Annotated in this window: 14 protein-coding genes; 1 reads left to right on the forward strand and 13 read right to left on the reverse strand. The window is 42.5% G+C overall.

Annotated features, from left to right (window positions below; all coding sequences use genetic code 11):
* Window positions 1–139: 139 nt before the first annotated feature.
* Window positions 140–1,297 carry a FecR family protein gene (locus Q5866_RS00230; RefSeq protein WP_303178034.1) on the reverse strand — a complete coding sequence of 386 codons (1,158 nt, stop codon included), beginning with the start codon at window positions 1,295–1,297 and terminating at the stop codon, window positions 140–142.
* 78 nt (window positions 1,298–1,375) lie between these two features.
* Between Q5866_RS00230 and Q5866_RS00235 the strand changes: the two genes are divergently transcribed.
* Complete coding sequence (locus Q5866_RS00235) at window positions 1,376–1,948, forward strand: RNA polymerase sigma factor (RefSeq protein ID WP_303178036.1); 573 nt, start codon at window positions 1,376–1,378, stop codon at window positions 1,946–1,948.
* A 115-nt stretch (window positions 1,949–2,063) separates the two neighbouring features.
* Here Q5866_RS00235 and Q5866_RS00240 read toward each other — a convergent pair whose 3' ends face one another.
* From Q5866_RS00240 to Q5866_RS00295, 12 genes are all read right to left on the reverse strand, one after another.
* Window positions 2,064–3,575, reverse strand: coding sequence for a fimbrillin family protein (locus Q5866_RS00240; protein ID WP_186976147.1), 1,512 nt, complete (start codon window positions 3,573–3,575; stop codon window positions 2,064–2,066).
* Window positions 3,576–3,603: 28 nt separating this feature from the next.
* Entirely contained in the window at window positions 3,604–4,422 is an 819-nt protein-coding gene (locus Q5866_RS00245; protein ID WP_186976148.1) for a fimbrillin family protein, read from the reverse strand.
* Window positions 4,423–4,433: 11 nt separating this feature from the next.
* Window positions 4,434–5,819: a TlpA disulfide reductase family protein gene (locus Q5866_RS00250; RefSeq protein ID WP_099291438.1), complete on the reverse strand. Its 1,386-nt coding sequence runs from the start codon at window positions 5,817–5,819 to the stop codon at window positions 4,434–4,436.
* 31 nt (window positions 5,820–5,850) lie between these two features.
* The gene (locus Q5866_RS00255; protein WP_099291437.1) at window positions 5,851–7,182 is read right to left on the reverse strand and encodes a hypothetical protein; all 1,332 of its coding nucleotides are present in this window, start codon (window positions 7,180–7,182) and stop codon (window positions 5,851–5,853) included.
* A gap of 23 nt (window positions 7,183–7,205) precedes the next feature.
* On the reverse strand, window positions 7,206–8,702 hold the full coding sequence (locus tag Q5866_RS00260) for a RagB/SusD family nutrient uptake outer membrane protein (protein WP_186976149.1): 1,497 nt from the start codon (window positions 8,700–8,702) through the stop codon (window positions 7,206–7,208).
* 11 nt (window positions 8,703–8,713) lie between these two features.
* Entirely contained in the window at window positions 8,714–12,127 is a 3,414-nt protein-coding gene (locus Q5866_RS00265) for a SusC/RagA family TonB-linked outer membrane protein (RefSeq protein ID WP_186976150.1), read from the reverse strand.
* 123 nt (window positions 12,128–12,250) lie between these two features.
* Window positions 12,251–13,408 carry a FecR domain-containing protein gene (locus Q5866_RS00270; protein ID WP_186976151.1) on the reverse strand — a complete coding sequence of 386 codons (1,158 nt, stop codon included), beginning with the start codon at window positions 13,406–13,408 and terminating at the stop codon, window positions 12,251–12,253.
* Window positions 13,409–13,485: 77 nt separating this feature from the next.
* Window positions 13,486–14,049 carry an RNA polymerase sigma factor gene (locus tag Q5866_RS00275; RefSeq protein WP_303178271.1) on the reverse strand — a complete coding sequence of 188 codons (564 nt, stop codon included), beginning with the start codon at window positions 14,047–14,049 and terminating at the stop codon, window positions 13,486–13,488.
* Window positions 14,050–14,217: 168 nt separating this feature from the next.
* Window positions 14,218–14,499, reverse strand: a complete 282-nt coding sequence (locus Q5866_RS00280) for an RNA polymerase sigma factor (RefSeq protein WP_186976152.1) — start codon at window positions 14,497–14,499, stop codon at window positions 14,218–14,220.
* A 349-nt stretch (window positions 14,500–14,848) separates the two neighbouring features.
* Window positions 14,849–17,479: a zinc-dependent metalloprotease gene (locus Q5866_RS00285; protein WP_303178043.1), complete on the reverse strand. Its 2,631-nt coding sequence runs from the start codon at window positions 17,477–17,479 to the stop codon at window positions 14,849–14,851.
* A gap of 111 nt (window positions 17,480–17,590) precedes the next feature.
* On the reverse strand, window positions 17,591–18,502 hold the full coding sequence (locus Q5866_RS00290) for a hypothetical protein (protein WP_186976154.1): 912 nt from the start codon (window positions 18,500–18,502) through the stop codon (window positions 17,591–17,593).
* A 24-nt stretch (window positions 18,503–18,526) separates the two neighbouring features.
* The gene (locus Q5866_RS00295; protein ID WP_303178046.1) at window positions 18,527–20,008 is read right to left on the reverse strand and encodes a RagB/SusD family nutrient uptake outer membrane protein; all 1,482 of its coding nucleotides are present in this window, start codon (window positions 20,006–20,008) and stop codon (window positions 18,527–18,529) included.
* Window positions 20,009–20,014 lie beyond the last annotated feature (6 nt).

Here is a 20,014-nt window from a genome sequence, read left to right on the forward strand (position 1 = left end):
CTAGGTAATTTCCTTCGACAGAAATTACTGTTTCTCCATTTTTTTTTCATACTTTTGTTGATAACGTTAAACAATATTCTCCATTGCCATGGAGTTTGATTAGCAAAAAGCGGAATGTATGCCAGTACATTCTGCTTTTTTATTCTTCCACGATTACGGTTTGACCATTAATTTTAAATTTCACTCGTCCGTTTTTTTCTATCTTCGACAGCACTGCCGCTATATTATCATAGCGCTCGATCTCCAACGAAAAATGAGCTTCTTTTGCTGATGCGTTGGCAAAAAATATTTCGACATCATACCAACGTGCCAACTTATCCATGATATCTTCCAAAGAAGTCTCGGAAAAATAACACACACCCTCTATCCAACGCACCACCTCGGCTGCATCCACTTCACGAACGACCAATTGTCCTCCGTCAGCAATCACTTGCTGATTCGGTGACATGACATATTCTTGTTTGCCATTCGACACGTTTACCCGCCCCTCTACCAAAGTAGTCGTTATCACCTCATCCGTCGGGTAAGCCTCCACGTTAAAGAACGTACCCAACACCTCTACCGATATCCCTTGTGTCTTCACGATAAAAGGTTGCCGCTCATTTTTCGCCACTTTAAAACAAACCTCCCCTTCCATTTGCACCTCCCGAAAGTCCCCGCTAAAATGTACCGGGTAAACCAACTTCGATTCCGAATTCATCCACACCCGCGTACCGTCAGACAACAACAATTCGTACTCCCCTCCCCGGGGAACGATCAACGTATTGTATTTCACTCGAGCCGGACTTGCGAGTGAATCTTTTTTCATTTCATACTTCAACCCGCTCCCGGAAGTCGTTACACTCGCCCCTTCCGATACGGCAATGATTTGGGAAGTCGTATCAGTAATATTTACCGCTCTCCCGTCATCCAAAATCAGTCTTGCCTTGTACTCTTTGATATTATTCTCCACGGATTGAACCAACTGCATGGGAACTTTTGTATCCCGTAATTGCAAAGCCCCCACGACCACACACGCCCCAACCACCACGGCAGCGGCAGAATACCACCACCAACGTATAGAACTCTTCCGGGGCAATCTCTGTTGAAAGACTTTCCATTCCGCCTCCGCGTCCAATTCTCTCCCCCGTCGTACATCTTCCTTCAGCCGTTTCTCGATGCGAATCATCTCTTCCCGATGTTCCTCGGATGCCTCTATCCATTCCTCCAAAGCCGCAACTTCTTCTCCTGTAAGCGTACCGGAAACCTTTCGGGCTATCAATCGGGCAATTTTATAACGTTCGGTCAACTGATCCATAAACTTTTATTTTAATTTCTCTTATAACGACCGACTTTTTAAAGTGGGTGAATAAAATCACAAAAAAATTATACATTTGTGAGCGTAAAAACACAAGTAGTGGATAAAATGTTGACTAATCGTAACAATTTCAAGTTCTTCTTCCAAGAATATTTTGAACCGGTATTTCAATTTGCCCGAAAATACACGGAAGACGAAGACATTGCCCGTGATATCGCCCAAGATGCGTTTATCCGATTATACGAGAGGCGTGCAGACTTCGACGCCATGGAGAAAGCTAAATCCTTTGTTTACATCACTGCACGCAACCTTTGTTTGGATCACTTGAAACACAGAAAGATCGAGCATCAATACGCCCAAATCATAAAAACCGAAGAAGAGGAAGCAGAAGAACAGTTCTACCTCGAAGAGGTCACCTATCAAGAAACTCTACGCATCCTACGTGCCGCCATTGACCAACTTCCCCCGCAAACACGGGAAGTCATTCTCGTCAGCCTTGACGGCAAAAATAACAACGAAATAGCCGAAACTCTTGGTATTTCTGTCAACTCGGTAAAAACCCTAAAGAAAAACGCCTATAAATCACTACGGGAAATCCTCGGCAAACATTATTTACTTATCCTGCTCCTGCTTTTTGAAAACTACTCTTAATTTCCCCTATTGATTAACAAAACACGTTGTCATTTCCAGAAATCAAATGCAACAATTCCAGAAAATGACAACGCATCCACATAAATAAGCCACCAAGGACTAATCACATTCTATTTCAAAACTCCCGAAATGCCCTGACATAGAATATTGCTTCCTGAGGAAGAAGATTAGCATCGACATAACAAGTACCATACCAATAATTATTCGTCATTGAACATCCCGCATTCCTCACATTATCAGTCATAGACAGTGTAGATGAAGCATAATAATAATCATTCCAACTATTCCAATCTATGTTTACCGGGGACGAATTAGCGACAGAAGAATTCCTAATTGCTTGATTAAATTGCGCCCATGTATCCGGATTACTAATTAATCGTGCGAATTTTTTTACCACGTTATGAGCTGGAAGCACCCAACCGGTTACCCCATCCACGTTCTTATCATTACACCATTTCATAGCGGGATAATTCTTTAAATCAGGATCTACCGCCAAAACTGCATTCAAATTAGCTTGAGCATTATCTCTATCGTATGCGCTCGGGAAGTAAGTGCCCATAGGAGCTGTTCCCCAAGCCAATTCAACTTCATCCATGGAAACAATCCACCCGTGTGTTCCCGTTTCGTCCACGTCGATAACAATTCCCTGTATTCCATGGCGGTCATAAAAATCGAGCACTTTAAATGTTGGCAGATCTTCGACAGCCTCGCCCAAGATTGGAGATTGTCCCTCTTTCCAAGGAGAAATATCCTTTATCCGAACATGACACTCTCCCTCGTCAATCACGACCTCCATGACAATCTGTTTACCGGATTCAAAAACCAACTCCTTGTCCGCATTCCAAACACAAGAATAATTACCGAGCGTAAAGATATCCAAAAATTGTTCTCCGACATGTATCGTCTGGGGCACGATAATAACCTCCCGGGCCATTTCATACCCGCTCGGTATATCTTGAAGCTCCCGGGCGACAACATTACCTTTTGCTCCTACCGGAGATACGGTTCCCGTTCCCAAATCTATATTGGCAGCGGTTTGAGTATTGCAAACGGATAGTTGCCCACCTATCAAACTCCCGGGCATGGAAGTATTACTTTTCACGTGCAAGATTATTTTACTCATCAAGTGGTGAAATGACAACAAAAGCGGTTCACTCGTGTAAGTTGCCGCATGTTTCGTCCATAAAAAATCACTTTGTCGATTCCCATCCGGAGTCAACGAAACAGTATCTTGCCGCAAGTTAAGCTGAAAAGGATAAGCATGAGGCGCATCTTGAGCCTCCCGGTCATACGGAGCGTAAGCGTACACGTTAATTGTTGAACGATTGTTCCAAGTGGCACGAGGTTCGGCAACCAAACCTCCCGCACTTTGAGAAAAACGCATGTTATGTACCCCATCGGCATTAGCCAATTTTCCAGAAACATCGGTAGTTGATAACCAAATACCTACTTCCTGCCCTCCTTGAAACCGATAAGCAGTTTCCTCCGCCGTCATCCCGTCTATCAAGGCTGACAGATGAAGTTCGGCTCCTGAAGTATCATTACCCGTGCTATCATCATCATTACATCCTTCCACGAACCACAAACAGAATAACATGGAAAGCCATATATAATATTGTCGTTTCATTTTATTATCTGAACTTTACTTACAACCCTTATTTCACTTCAATTTCAAATTCCTGCAAACAAGCCGGTTCCAATTTTATCCCGGGAGAACGATATATACACGTGACACCGTCAAATTCACATTGCAAAAACGCACACCCTTCTTCCACTTGCTGAGGAGGAAGTATTGCTTTATACAACATTTGCTCCGAATCGGCACAATACAACGCCACGCTTCCCATCGTCAAGGGAAACAGTTCCCCTGTCCCTAAATTAAGTTGCATATTAGTCGCTATCTCACTAGCGGTTACCTTCACAGGGGAACCCACGATTCTATCTCCCACCAGTTTCACCTCAACCAAAGAAAATACATGCTCAAATTGAAGCTCCACGTCACCTTCGCTCAATCCTCGGGTATTTGCCGCACGCAAGACATCCGATTCCTCAACAGCCACCTCCGAGTTTTGTTTCGAATGTACACGAACATTTATTGCAGCAGGGTCAAAAGCCTCTCTTTGATACGGGTAATAAGCATAAAAATCAAGGGGTGCATTATCTTGACTCCAAAGTACCTTATCTATCGGGGAAGCCGGTTGCCAACCGTCCTCCGTTTTTACCCATTTAGCATTATGCGCTTGATTACCTGTTTGAGCGGGTATCGCCGAAATCCCGCCCTCCGTACGTTTTACCGCGTAAATCCCGATAGAATCTCCCACGGCGAACACCTCTTTGCTGGAACGGGCAAGCGCTGAAGCCTGAACTTTAAAATGAATTTCCCGAGGTGTACTTTCCACCTCCGCATCTATCGTATGTACACATGCCGCCCCGACCACCGACAGACACAAGACAATTAACCATCTTACATTCATAATTCCACGATTTAAATTCCCTCTAATTCTTCCAATACTTTCTTAGTTACAGCCTCAGAGGGACGACTCATATTATTATCAATCACTTTTCCTTCCCTATCAAGCAATATAAAACGAGGAATCCCCTTTATTTTATAGTCAATCGCTATCTGAGCACTCGGTCCTCCCCATAATTGGATGCCTCCCAATTTCTCCTGTTCCACCATTTTAATCCAATTCCGTTTCCGTTCATCCATAGAAATACTCACGAAATGAATATTTTTACCATGAAATTCTTCTTCCAATTTTTTCAAGAAAGGAATCTCTGCCCGACAAGGTCCACACCACGTTGCCCATACATCAATGTAAATATACTTTCCTTTCAAATCATCCAAACTGACTGTATTTCCTTCCACATCCTCATAAACCGCACCACTGGAAACAACGTGTTGCCCTTTTTTCAATTTATTCCACATGGCATACACCTTTTCAAGCTCCTGCCTATATTCCGGTTTAGACACATATTTATCATAAGCCGTTTGGAAACCCATCAAAGAATCACCTCTTGTGCTTTCGACATACACGAGAGCCATATTTTGCACCATATCTTCCAAGATTCGAGGACTCTTAAAATATTGTGTCAATACCCTCAACCGCTCCTGTATTATCGATTCCCAAGAAGCTCCAAAATCGGTAAATGCCAACATAGCTACAGCTGACTTCACATACTTTCTATAAGCAGAAACTTGCCACGCTTTTTCATCATCAATTAATTGTCGAGCTATGTATTCTTTTACAATAGGAGTTTCTCCTCCCTTAAAAACAGCACTTGTTTTATTTCCCCCTTCCCAAAAATGTTGAATCGGATAACTCGTTACGCCTTCCAGCACTTGATAACGGGCACGCATTAACTCTTTTTCTTCAAATTGTTTATTCAATTTATACTTGTGAATTGTTTTCTTATTTTGTTTTAGAAGTTGCTCTATTTTCCGAAGATAAGTCGTTTCATCTAAAAGAAAATCTTTATCCTCCATAGAGCCCAGTTTACACGTGTTCAAATAAGTATTAATATCTGCGTTCTCTCCTTCAAAACGAAGATCCAAATGTATGGCGATAAACTCTCCTTTTTCATTCGGGACCACGCTTATCATCAGATCTTTTCCCGGTTCTAAATAGAGAGTATTAGCACTAAGATCAATACTCAAAGTGAAATAAGCAGCTTCTTTTAATGATAAGGATATCACACTTTTCCGAGACGAATCGTAAGTCAGCACTTCATTAAAATTCGGACCGGACAAACTAACCTTCGGCCTCTGAAAATATTGGCTCAAATCAATTGTCAATTTGGTTTCTTGTGCGAACAAACGAGAAGAACAAGTAACAAGTAGCAAAATCAATATAAGTAAAAATGTTTTCATAGTATTATTTTTTATATTTAATCTTTAATCATTATTTCCGATCCTCTAACTTTCCGGTAAAAGCGAATTTAGATTTATACATCCAGCGAGAAGGACAACGCTCTAAATGCAAACGAACGCGAGCAACTTGATCAACCGTAATGGAATTCTTGTAACTGTAACTATCCATCACATTATACGAGGTAAAGTATAACGTATTTTTATCCGTGCTATTTCCCTTGCTATTATTTTTAAAAACAGAAGAAAAATCATTCCAATAATAAGGAGTGTCCGAACAATAATCAGTATCGCCATTCACGAAATTCGTTTCCCCGTACGCTTCCACACCCCGAGTCGTAAGCAATCCTAAATATTGAGCCATCGCCGTTGAAATTTCAAAATAATCGGCGGATTGCAACGGATTCAAGAAATGAGACATGTTGACAAAGAAACCAATATCCGTGGGACGCTCTGGAAAAGTTGCCGACAAGGCTCCGGCATTCAATCCGGGAATAGGATTTTCAGGCTGATCTATCACGTTAGGTCCTCTCACGATAAAAGACGACCCTCTAGGATCATTAATTAACCAAATATTCAAATAGTTCCGGTAATCATACATTAACGTGCTCCCCTTAGACATAACATAAATCTGATAATCATCGCTTTCTTTAAAAACGACAGAACTCTCGATCTCGTAATAATGTATCCCCGGATTCTCTAATTTAACCCCGTTATTATCATATTCCGCCAATCTAAAAATAATTCTGGCATTCCCCCCGTTAGGGTCAGTCGTGGCTTCACCATTAAAAACGTCATTCAATCGCTTTACATTTTTCTCCACAGTTTCCGGGGTAATATCAATAGGTGCTATACTCGGATTTTTAGCAGGATGCAAAACATGAAAGATCACGGGGATTTCTATTTCCTCGTACTTCTCCCGCGGTAAGGGCCTTACCCGAATTTCCACTTCTTCGCTCGTCAATTCCCCCGCTTCCACGCGAAAACGAATCGTACGTTCCCGCGTATCGGTAGTGGAAAAACTAAAATCGGAATACTCATTCCCGGAATCATCCAGCAAACGAAACAATCCTGTCGGCAAAAGATCTGCCGGAATCAACGAAGTATCCCGAACAATTCCCGGTATGTAAATCGCACTATCCCCCTCGTAAGTTGGTGTATAATCAGGTAATTCCAATATATTGTAAGCCTCCGCATAAAACTTCATCGTGGCTTTTCCGTCCGGCAGCAAAGTATTGTGGTCAGCACGCAACCGAACCAGTTTAATATTTCCTTCCGTAACGGGATTTTCAAAAAAGAAATCGTCATCCTTTTCACATCCCCCGATAAACAAGGAAATCAGTATCAAATAAAATATCTTTTTCATAAACGACCTATTATAAATTTTCACTAGTTGAAATTCGTCCATCCCGGATTCTGACTGATATCATTATAATCCAATTCGATATCGGTGGGAATGGGCAAAGCATAACGATAATCATTCGCGTCAAGGGTATACTCTTTAGTCCCGCTACTTTCCTTATCAAACCCCGAACGAGTACAACTAATCCCTAAACGTTTCATATCCAACCAACGCGAACCATTTTCAAAACACAATTCCAAGCGCCGTTCTTTCAACACCTCCGCCAATATATCACCGGTAACAGAAGTATTGTATCCCGGGATGCGAGCCCTCCTAAAGTCCTCAATCATGCGTGCAGCCTCGGACTCTTGCCCCAAACGACATTTCGCTTCAGCGTTTATCAAGAAAAGATCTGCTTTACGATATAACACCAAAATATCACAAACCGGACCATAATAATAAACAACCGGTTTGGAAATACAACGTCTTACTCTACCTTCATCTTCATTCTCTCGGAACCAAGCTTTTCTTCGAATATCCTCAGGTTCGTACATCAACCAAAGCTCCGAACTTACTTGTTGGGCATTGTTAGACCCCCATATACCCGTGCTTTGATTTCCTATACCAAAAAAACGGCTAGTTGCCAATTTCAACGCACAATAAGGATGTTCAACAATATAAGATACACTCTCGCCGGAAAACATATCCATCAATAATTCAGCACGATTCTCCGGGACATAAGAAGCAATCACTTCTCCCGAATATTTCTCGGCCATCTCCCAATCCGTATCTTTTGCCGCGGCAGAACCCGCTCTAAACATATACATCTCGGCCAAACAAGATTTAACAAAGCTCGGAGAATAAAAGAAATTCCATTTTTCCCTTGGCGTAGTATATTCCAAGACTTCCTTCAACTCCCGTTCAATAATCCCATAAATCTCCGTTTGCGTGCGCCTATCTCCCGGTGTCACATTTTCCGAATCCAGATTTAAAGGTACACCCAACTTATTATCCTTATAGGGAGCGAAAAACTGAATCAATTTCAAAATATTCCAAGCACGAATTACCCGAGCCTCACCCCCTATCGTTTCCCTCTCGGCTTGAGTTGCCGTCACTTTATCCAAATCATCAAGTATCGCGTTCATAAACCCGATAGAAACATAACAATTTTGCCAGAGAGAAGAAGCCAAACTAGTTCCTTTCCAATCGATATCCTGATAATAATATGTCATACACCTGTCATTTATATCCGAATGCTCTTTAAAAGCGAGCATATCCATATTATCCTCGTAAAGAGCCAATTGAATATTGACATCATTAAATATAGGCAAGGATAACGGCGCAGAATTACCATAGGAAGTCTTCAACAACGTGGAATAAGTCGTTGCCGCCCAATACGACAACAATTCCGCTTTCACGTCTTCCACGTTAGACACGATTTTTTGATTCTTAGGTATAAGATTCAGGTAATCCTTGCAAGCGGTCATCATGAAACCGATCAGACACAAGGATAACATACTTATTCTTTTCACGCGTAATTTCATAATCTCTATATTTAAAAACCGACACTCAATGAAAGCATATATTTTCTGGAATTAGGATAAGTAAATCCCCCAAAGTTTTCCGGGTCCAATCCTTTATATTTCGATATCGTAAATATATCCCGAATATTCAAGTTCACCCGACAAGAAGAGAGCAACAACTTCTTGCAGATTTTGGAAGAAAGAAAATACCCCAGAGAAATCTCCGTACACTTCAGAAAATCTCCACTTTCCAATTTTCTATCATACCAATCGGTTTGTAATGAAGCAACGTTTCCCGTTGTGCTATACCCCGGCATATCAGTTATATCTCCGGGTTTCCTCCAACGATTGAACTCTTGCTTCAACACGTTTTGAGAAGCCGATGAAAAACTACCCCCGTTAGCCACGGAATAATAAGCCGATGTTATTTTATGCCCTGCCATAAAAGTAAACCGGGTACTCAACGTCCATTGTTGCCAATTCAAAGCCGTCCCGAATCCCCCGGATATCGGCGGATAACTATCACCTAAAGTCTTTTTAATACGCCGCTTATCCTTCTCGTTTAACGAATCATCCATATCCAGCACCCAAGTCCCGTCTTCTCTTTGGAAGCCAATCGGGTTTTCACGATTCGAATTATCCACCAAAGCCAACGTGTGTCCGGTCAACGGGTCAATACCGGCAAACCGGTAGCCAATCCACGAATTGGTTGAAGTCCCTTCCACCGGTTCCGTACGCCCGTACCCTTTAGGAACATCCTGCACGTTTTTATAAAACGACTCTATTATTCTACTCTTGTTATTCGCGAAATTAAGAGATGTCGTCCACGTGAAATCCCGCTTACGAATATTCACCGTGTGCAAACTAACTTCCACGCCATAATTTCGAACGGAAGAACTATTATACCGAATCGTACTAATCCCCACCGATACAGGTAATGTTTTAGAATCCAACAAATCGCGAGTCACGTTATTATAATAATTCACCGTTGCCCGAATCCTGTTCCTGAAAAATGCCATATCCACGCCAAAACTGCGGTCCTGCTTCTTCTGCCACTTAATAGAAGGATTCTTGGGAGAAATGTAAGAAGGGATATCCATATCAAGAAACTTCGAAGACATCAAATAAGAAAGCACGTTAAACGGTAACGCCGTTTTATCGATACTCCCCGTGTACCCGTAAGAAACACGAAACGCCAATTCGTTAATCCACCCGAACCTCGTCATAAAATCCTCTTTATGAAGATTATATTTCAAACTGGCATTCCACAAGGGAGAAAATCGATTCTTAGTTCCTATAACGTCAGCTCCATCCATCCTAGCACTGGCAGAAAAAACATAACGGTCTTTAAAACTATACCCCAGTGACGCAAAAAAAGACACTCTACGATTACGCCCTTCACTCTGGTCCATCAAATTTTTAATCATTTGCTGCACGTAAGCAATCTTATCCGCCCCTATTTCCGGTATATTCGTCAACCCCTTCTCGGGATCATACTCCGGGAAACGCACAGAATTACTATAACCCGAGGCCTCAGACATCTCATATCCCAAGAACAAATTCAAAAAATGATTCTCCTTAAACCCCTGTATATACTCCAAGCGATTGGACCAAGTATAACTATGATTTCTGACATTCCTATGTCGAAGCGAACCGTTGTTCAAGTTATCGGGCAATTCACTGAATAAAGTACGCATCCAAGCGTTATTTTGTGCAACGTAAGTTCCCGGTTTATACACCACCTCCGTGTTATCAAAATAAGTATTAATAGAACCCGTGGTGATAAATTTCAGATTATCCAATATCTTGACCTCAATATCCAAAGAAACATTATTACTCAAAGCGTTCGTGCACGAGGTATTATTATAAAGTTCGTTCAGGATATTAAAATCAGATTTATAACCGTCTTTCAAAGAACTCAATTGATAAGAATAAGAGCGGTCGTACTCCATATTTCCCTCCTCGTCGTAAGGACGTTCATAAGGATTGGCAAAAGTCGCATAATGCAATATATTCACCCCGGCATCCGCGTCTTTATCTTTTCTAATATTAGAAGAAAGATTCAAGGAAAAATACAGCCGTTTATTAAAATCGCGGGACAATCGCAACATCGCGTTCCAGTTACTGTAATCATTGGAAGGGATTAACCCTTGACGTTGTTGCACGCTCAAACTCGCGTAATACTTCAACTTCTCGTTCCCACCCGAAAACGAGATATTATGATTGTGAGAAAAAGGCGTCCGAAATATCACATCGTACCAATTCGTGTTAATCTTACTCAAACGAGTGATTTCCTCTTCAGCCTCTTCACGGGAAATTTTTCCCATATCCGCATTTTTCAACAACATGATTACTCTTCCCCCCACCGCTTGATTAGGAAAATCCTCGTACACGCTACGTTCAAAAGCAATCTTCTCTTTCGAATTCATTAAATCCAATTTAGACTTTGGAGCCGCCTCTATTGAGAAACTCGAAGTTACGCGAATCATCGGGACTTCTTCTCTCCCCTGCTTCCGCTTCACCACTATCACCCCGTTAGCTGCCTGAGAACCGTAAATAGCAGTAGCGGCAGCATCCTTCAACACCGTGATGCTCTCGATATCCTCAGGAATCAAATCATTCAAGTTACCGTAAAAAGGAACCCCATCGACAATCCAAGTCGGATTCATATCACCGTATAAAGAATTTAATCCCCGGATACGAATCTCGGGTAATGCTCCCGGCTTCCCGGACGTGTTACGAGTACTGATTCCCGCCAAAGAGCCCCTCAAAACATCCCCGACCGAAACGTACCCTTTATTAGCTATATCTTTTGCCGTGACAACCTCCACCGCCCCCGTCATTCGAGTCTTATTAATAGTTTGATAACCTGTCACGACAACTTCCTCCACTTCCGAAACATCCTCCTCCATCACCACGTTAATCGTATCCTGTCCCGAGTACTTTATCTCTTGTGTTTTCATCCCGACAAAAGAAAATACCAAAGACAACTTTTCCATTTCCGGGAGCTTCAACACATACTTTCCTTTAACATCCGTCGTCGTGCCCACAGACAATCCTTTGACACAGACAGTCACCCCGGGCAAAGGTTCTTTTTTATCATCCGTCACCCGTCCCACTATCCGAAGCTCTTTCTTTTCCGGTTCTCTCAAGTTCTGGATAACAATCACATCCCCTTTAAACGTGTACGACAAACCGGTATTTTTCAAGCACATACCCAAAATATCCCGTACCATAGTTTGCCGCACATCCACGGAAACCTTCCGAACGGATTGTACATCTTCCGACTTGTAAATAAACATGTAATCGGTCAACTGTTCTATACTCCTGAACACCTGACTCAATGTTACATCGGACAATTTCAAATCGATACGCGCCTCCTGCCCGCGAACCGTCGCGTGACAAGTGCAGAATCCCCAAAGCATAAATAATGCAAGTGTCCTCATTTTTCTTAGCAATTGTTGAATTTTTCGTTTTTTTCCCATAGCTTTGTTTAGCTTATTATTAAATTAATACAGATGTTAGCTGAGGGGCTAACAGGTAAGGGGATGTGAGGGCATCTCCTTATTTTATTGACTCACGTAAATCGTCTTATCCGCGTAAGTGAAACGAATCCCTTTCGTTGTCTGGAGATATTCCAATATCGTCTTCACCTCCGCATACCGGTTGGAATGAAGATAAAAGCGGACATCTTTCAGCGAGGGGCGAGTGTACACCACTTTAAAATCATACCAACGGGACAATTGCCGGAAAATATCTTCCAGACGTTCGTCGTTAGCGATAAACTTGCCTTCTTTCCAAGCGAGGGTTTCCCGGACATCGGCTTGTTTCGTTTCTAATTTCCCGGAAACACGGTCGAATATCGATTGACGTGAGGGCGTCAACGTGATATCCTTACCCACTTCCGGAAATTCCTGTCTAATCTTCCCGGTGACGAGAGTGGTAATCACCATGCTTTCGTCATCGTAAGCCTTTATATTAAAACTCGTCCCGAGTACCTGCAAATCCATGGATTCCGTGTTCACGATAAAAGGGGCCTCCGCATCATGCTCCACCTCGAAATAGGCCTCCCCGTTCAAGTAAACCCTTCGTTCCCCATTTGAAAAAGTTTCGGGATACTTCAACGAACTTCCCGCATTCAGCCACACCCGGCTACCGTCAGCCAAGACGAGATTAAACTCGCATCCCCGGGGTACAACAAGAGTATTGTACTCCACCTGTCCGGCAATCGAATCCGACTTCGCCACGTACTCCAATCTCCCGGAGTCAGCCAGTTGAATATCTACCCTCCGGGTGGAACGAATGATCTCCGTGTTTCGGGGAGAAATAGGTATCTCCTTGCCATCAGCCAGTTTCAGTATCGGCACGTTTGCGGCGGGAACAGAAACGACAGTCAAAGCAGCGGGTTCCGGCGACCGTTGTTGCCAATTCCAAACCGTCAACCCGGAAACCAGAATCACGGCAATCACGGCGGCATACCTTACAATTCCTATCCGCAAGCGATGGCGGCGCACCCGCCCCACAACCTGTTTTCGAGCCTCATCATTATCTATCGCTTCCCACCGTTTCGCCCAACGGACCAAATGAAACTCTTTCACCCGTTCCGCGAAAATTCGTTGAGCGTCCATATCCCCGGCAAGCCACTCGTTGAACTCCCGTTCTTCCGCCTTGCTTAATTCTCCCGAAAGATACTCCCGGATTCGCATTTCTTTTTCATCCTTATTCATCGTGTCGTATTCGTCTACTCATTTTATAAGACAAACACAAGAATCAAAAAATGGGTGAATCAATTTTGAAAGTTTTTTTAGAAATTATTTCTCTCCAAGATAAAAAATAGCAATAAAGAATCAGGAAATTGCTGCCGCAATTGTTTCAAACCACCGCTTAACAGCGTCTTCACGGTATTCACGGACACCCCCAACTCTTCAGCCGTTTCCTTGTATTTTTTTCCTTCAACGACAATCGACATGACCACCATTCGGGTCTTTCGCGGCAATCTCTCTATCGCTTGGCGAATAGCCTCGATCAATTCCAAAGAAACGGCCGTCGCTTCCTCCTCGATGGCATCATACTTCAATAATTCCGCTTGCGCGAACTCCTTCTGGTCCCGAATCCTGTTCAAACAAGCGTTTTTCACGCTCCGGAACAAATAAGTACTCAAAGCCTCCGGCGTCAACTGCCGGTAAGCGTTATTCTTGATAAACTGGTAAAATACCTCCTGCACGATATCCTCCGGAAAACTGCAATCATCAAGCATCGAGCCGGAAAATAGCACCAACGGCTTATAATAGCGTTGAAATAGCAATTTCCCGCCCTCATTCATATTCCTCTGAAAGGCAGTTAATATTTCCGAATCGGACACACCCATTTCATCCAATTTTCCATTTAATAATACAAAGATAAAAATTAATCGTTCAATCGCGCTATCGACAAGAGCAGAATTCTTGAAACAAAAATTCCCGATACACGATTTATTCCACGATAAACGTGTACCCGTATATTTCGTCACTCACGTTAAGATATCACGAACTCTGGATTAAATTACATTCATGAAAACAAACCAACAGAATTTGTTTCCTAAACGACTTTTCAAAAAAGTAATGGTATCTCTCCTGTATGCCTTCACCGCTTTCGCTTGAATAGCAAGCACTTCAGCTATTTCCTCGTTCTTTTTTCCCTGTAAGTGTAACTCGAACACCTCTCGGCTACGATCCGGTAATTCCTGTATAGCCAGAAATAGTTCCCGGTAAATTTCTTCCCGCATCAAATTATACTCCCTTTCTTTCTCTTCATTGGATTCCCGACAAATATAAAACATTCTCCATAACAAACAAAATGCTTGTACACCTCCTCCAATTCAGACATGGGAAAAGTGAAATAAGCTGAATAATTATAATTTTTCATGTATCTACTTTATACTTTCTTTATATCATCTCCTATTCAACTCCCATTCAACTCCTATTCATCTCCTATTATAAAGGTTGTTGAATAGAATTTTAATTGAAATTAAATAAAATTTGATACATGCTAAATATATGGTATTATCACTATAAATAGTAATAAGATTACTGAATAGTCCATTAATTCTACTCGAACGCACACGGTACTCGAAAAGAAAAAGCCCGCCTTTCCAGACGGGCTTTTATTACAAACCATTAAAACAACATCTATTTATTCTTCAACGTCTTGGCAATCTTCGCCGCTAAAGCCTGATAATGAAGTCTATCCTCTCCTGTCGAGGTCGCAACTTTACTGTTGATCAACTTTTGTGCTTTAAAAGCCAGATCGATCAAATAAACAGAAGAATTATCCAACGCTTTCACATCTACCTTTTGCAAGAACCCATAACCGGGAGTACCGAATTGCTCTTGCCTTAATTGAGAAGCGATATAACCGGCTCCATTCTCTGACTCTATTTCCCGGAGTTTATTCTCGAACAAACGAACCATTCCACTAGGATCAAGATCATAAGCTAAAATCTCGTCGATACTCGGCGCGTAAGCCGTGTTCAAACCGAACAACCCGCCGGATTGTTTTTGGTCGGCCAAAGGAGCAAGCACCAAATCCACGAGCGTACTTTGCAATAGTTTGTCACCATCCGTCAGTTTCGTGCCCTTTATAGCACTTTCAAAAGCACCGTTATACAAATCGTTCAAGAACTCCTTCACGGTATAGGGATTAGAAGCGATATGCGCGGAAAGTAAAACGTTATCCTTCAATCTTGTCAAATTCCCGGCCAATTTTGTTCTTAATAAAGTAGTCATATCCACTCCCATGGGGAATTTTTTGAGCAAAGGAGATTTACTTAACCAATCCGCGTTCCTGTATTCATTCAAAAGCCAAGCCAAAGAAGCCTTTTGCACATCTTTCGGCACAGACACGTAACGTTCGCCGGGAGTACCTTCCTTGATCTCCGTCAAATAGATACCACCCACGTTATAAGAGACATTCGTGATATAGCGGAAATACTGGTTGGCGATCTGATTGTACAAACCGGAACGGTGGCTGTAATCCGGATCGTTATCAATCCATTGTTCCAGATTAGGCAAAATATATTTCAAATTCTTAATCCCGTAAGTACTTGCCTTGATCGGGTCGTCACCCAAATCCTCTTCAATAGCACTCGGGTCATAGCGGGATAAAATCTGTTGCCTTCCGTAACGATAAATAGGATCGCCTGCCTTCTCGTCTACCCAACTTTCCAGAATAGCTTGCTCTTCCCACATATCTTTCGCTTGAGGGAGATATTGATAATTCCATTTGATCGTGAAATAGTCGTAAACACCCAAATCCGGGGGTGTCAACTTCACGCCTTCATCCCCGGGTTGCGCCACGTAATTGAAACGGGCGTAATCCATAATGGACGGGGTTGTCCCGTATCGCTGAGTGAACGATACTGAGCGTAACGAATCCACCGCGTAAGCAGCGGAAGATGCCATATTATGCATGAAACCGAGCGTGTGACCGATCTCGTGTGCCACGATGTATATCATCGACTCTTCCATGATGTCTTCCGGCATTTTTTTCGCCCGTATTCTGGGATCAACCTGTGCCGTCTGCACGAAACGCCAGTTGTTCACCAAACGAATCACGTCATTATAAATCAACACCGTGGCATTTATAATCTCTCCCGTGGAAGGATCTACCCAAGAGGGACCCATCGCGTTCTCCGTAGTTGACGGCAAATAACGGATACAAGTGTACTTGATATTGTCCGGATCAAATTCGGGATCGTTCTTAGGGAAATCACGTACTTGCATCACGTTCTTGAACCCGATCGCCTCGAAAGCTTTATTCCAGCTCAAGATAGCTTTCTTCACCGGACTGATCCACTCCGCCGGGAAAGCATCGTCCACGTACCACACGATAGGTTTCACCGGCTCCACCAACTCTCCCCGTTGATAAGCGGCCACGTCTTTCGGCTCCAAACGCCAACGATTCGCCAACGAGTATTTTTGGATTCCGTCCTCTCTCGTGGAAACATGATACTTGCTCGTGTTGAAAACACTTACTCGTGAATCTGAAACGCGGGGACGCATTTTGTCTTCAGGCAGGAGAACTAAAGAACGGGTTACCTTGCCCGTGACCGGAAGATTGTCCAGTAGCGTGAAAAACAAAATCTTAATCGAAACTTTGTATGTCATATAAGATTTAACGACCAGATTATCATCGAAACTCTTGATTTCATCCAATCCGGAAGCTTCCTTGCGGAAATCACCTGTCACGCTAAGCATTCCCATGCGCGGCAAAAACGAAAAGTCCTTCACATCCGTGGTAAATAATTCCGTCATATCAACCACCACTGCCGACCGGTCGTTATTATAAGTTTCGATCTTGTAACTTGCCACGATAGCATCGGCATAACTCCGGTTCACGGCATTTTGCAACGCCTCGTTGCCGGGATCAATCGTCGCGGATGTCGTGATATTCTTTAAATAAATACAACTGTCACCCATCACGAAACGCACGTGTAAAGGATCATTCTGTTTATACCCGACATCCCCGAACATGGCATCGGAAGTCTCGGTCAACGTCGAAGCCAACAACATTTCCCGCCCCAGATATTTCAAGGGGATCTCGAAATAAAGTTTGCCGTTCAGTTTATGCATCGTGATAAAATTACTCTTTGCCATCACCTTGCCCGGTTTATTCAGCAATTTGTCATAATCCGTCTGCACGGGAGTTGCTTCTTTTTTCTCCACAGCAGCTTTCTTCTTTTTACGGGAAGACGCCAAAGCCTCTTGGCTAACGGGTAGCACGAATACGGCTACCAACAATACTAACATCCATTTTTTCATAAAAATCATCTTAAAAATAAAATTCATATATAATTGAAAAACATACAATTCTCTCTTAAATGTCGGTAGTTACCCTACCGACATTTATCGTGAAATGAAAAAAACACATGATCAGAGTTCCGGTCCCCGCGCTATCGCTTCCAGATCTACATTATACTTCTCTTTCATGTAATCGAGTACCTCCAAGCGTTTTTTCTGTATCAACGGGTAATCCGCGGGAGGATATATAGACAAGAACTCCTCTTCCGTGTAACGGAAGCCCAAGAAAACATAAGTCAAAAAGTTCAAGGTCGGGTTCGTGTAACTAATCCCCCAAATACTTCCGAAGTTATAAATATCTCCTGACAATGTCCCAAGGAAACCTCTTTTCAAATAATAATCCGCATCACTGGTATTCCACGTGTTTATATCCTTCGTGTAATTGAATCCATCATGAAAACTGGCAGGAATGACCACTTTCCCCCGATCTATGGCAGACTCTAAAAACTGTTTCATAATTCTTATCCGGTGCTCCCTCAACTTTTCCCAAGTAGCGGGAAATTCAGTCACGCTCGGGTTATAAATAGAATTTGCCCAAAAATCCAACCCTCCGGTGAAATTCGTTACAGCTTCCGTTGATATCCCTCCCGACCAACCGACGGTTTCTGTCCTGTAATCATGAATAAGAAAATAATACATAGGCAAAACGGAACGAGACAAATCCGTCGGCAAATAATCAAAAATATGTTCCTTCATGAATTTCACGTGATTTTTAGCCTGTTCATCCGTCAATGACTCTCCCGAATAACTCGTTTGCCCGGAAATAGCCCAAGCCCGACTGAAATCCAAAGGAGAGAATCCCTTGTAAATCAAGTACACGTCATGTTTCTCTTTCATCTCTTCAGCAATCTCATCCCATTCATTCGTACCCTGCGGGAACTGGTAACGCAGTACGACATCAGCTTCTCTCGGGACAATCGCATCTTCATCGTTACATGAAGCGAATAATCCCCAAGCCAATAATATTAATACGATATATCTCATAACTTTCTTTTATTATATCCGACATTATCTTGGATTAGCCAATTTATTTTGGATCAACGCTCTATTTTGGTTCATCACGACTTGCGGTATAGGCAACGTGTAGCCGGGATCCTTCTCCTGCAACACGTACTCGACAGGCGTTTCCCCCGCGTTCCACACGTGCTTGATGGACGGCATTCCATAACGGCGCAAGTCGAACCAACGATGAAACTCAAAACACAGTTCCAACCTCCGTTCTTGCCGAATTTTATCCACGAGGTCTTTTCCGGTTAACCCGGAAACTTCTTTACCCGGGGTATCGGTAGTAAAACGCTTTGCCCGCAAATCATTCAACACTTTCAGCGCAGTCGCTTCATCCCCGTCCAAAGCTGCCGCTTCAGTCAAATTCAGGTAAGCCTCCGGCAAACGGAACGCTTGCGAAAAAGAGGTTGATTCGAGCGAATGAGCAAATGAGGTCGTATTTTTCCCGAAAGGCAGAAATATATCAGCATAATTCTGTTCCCGGAATATATAGTATTCTTTGCGTAAATCCCCCTCTTTAAAACCGGCAATCAATTCCGGGGACGCATTAAAAATACTAAACCTATAACTCAATTGTACCCCAAGATAAGCATCAACGTCCGCCACCTTGCCGAATAACCAAATCACATCGGACGCATTCTCGTTTATAAACGGATAATAAGACAGAGAACCCGGTATTTCCAACGTATTGAGGTCTATTAATGAAAATTCCCAATCGTCAATCACTTTCTTGGCATATTTAGCCGCCTCTTTCCAATTCTCCATGTAAAGGTACACCCTTGATTTCAGCAATTGCACCATCGGCAAATTTACACGCAAATCTTTCTTGTATTGCAATTCTTTGGGTAAAGTCTGGTAAAGTTCCTCCGCATCACCCAAATCTTCCAATACTTGTTTATAAACTTCTTCCACCGTATTCCGGGCAATATCACTTTGTTCCACGCCACTATTCAATTTTAACGGGATACCGAGTGCCTTCGGGTTATAATTATAAGGCTCCCCAAAAATATTTACCAAATTGAAAAAATAGAACCCTCTTAAAGCATACGCTTGAGCTTGTACCAATGTTTTTTCATTATACGTACCGTTCACTTTATCTATATAATCCAGTACCCCATTTACCCCCAAGATAAATCTATAATGGGATTCCCATATATCTTTATAAAGCGAATAAACCTTATTAAGTTCCTCGAACATATCGGGATGCCATGAATATAAATATTTGATAGCATTTGCTTTAGGTTCATCATAACTTGATATCGTTCCCGTTTGGGACGTATAAGTAATATCATCATCCAGCAAGTTGAGCCCGGCACTCAGAACGGTATACGTACCAAGCGGTCGAGGGTAACCGACACCCAATAACATCTCGTCCAAAGAAACGATATCCTTGGGAATATACAAGGTGTCGGATTTGGGTTCCAAAAAATTATCACAACCCGCCAAACCGAGAATAACGATTATTAATAATAAATTCTTTTTCATCTTGTT

It is taken from the genome of uncultured Butyricimonas sp. (assembly GCF_959596855.1).
Taxonomy (GTDB): Bacteria; Bacteroidota; Bacteroidia; order Bacteroidales; family Marinifilaceae; genus Butyricimonas; species Butyricimonas muris.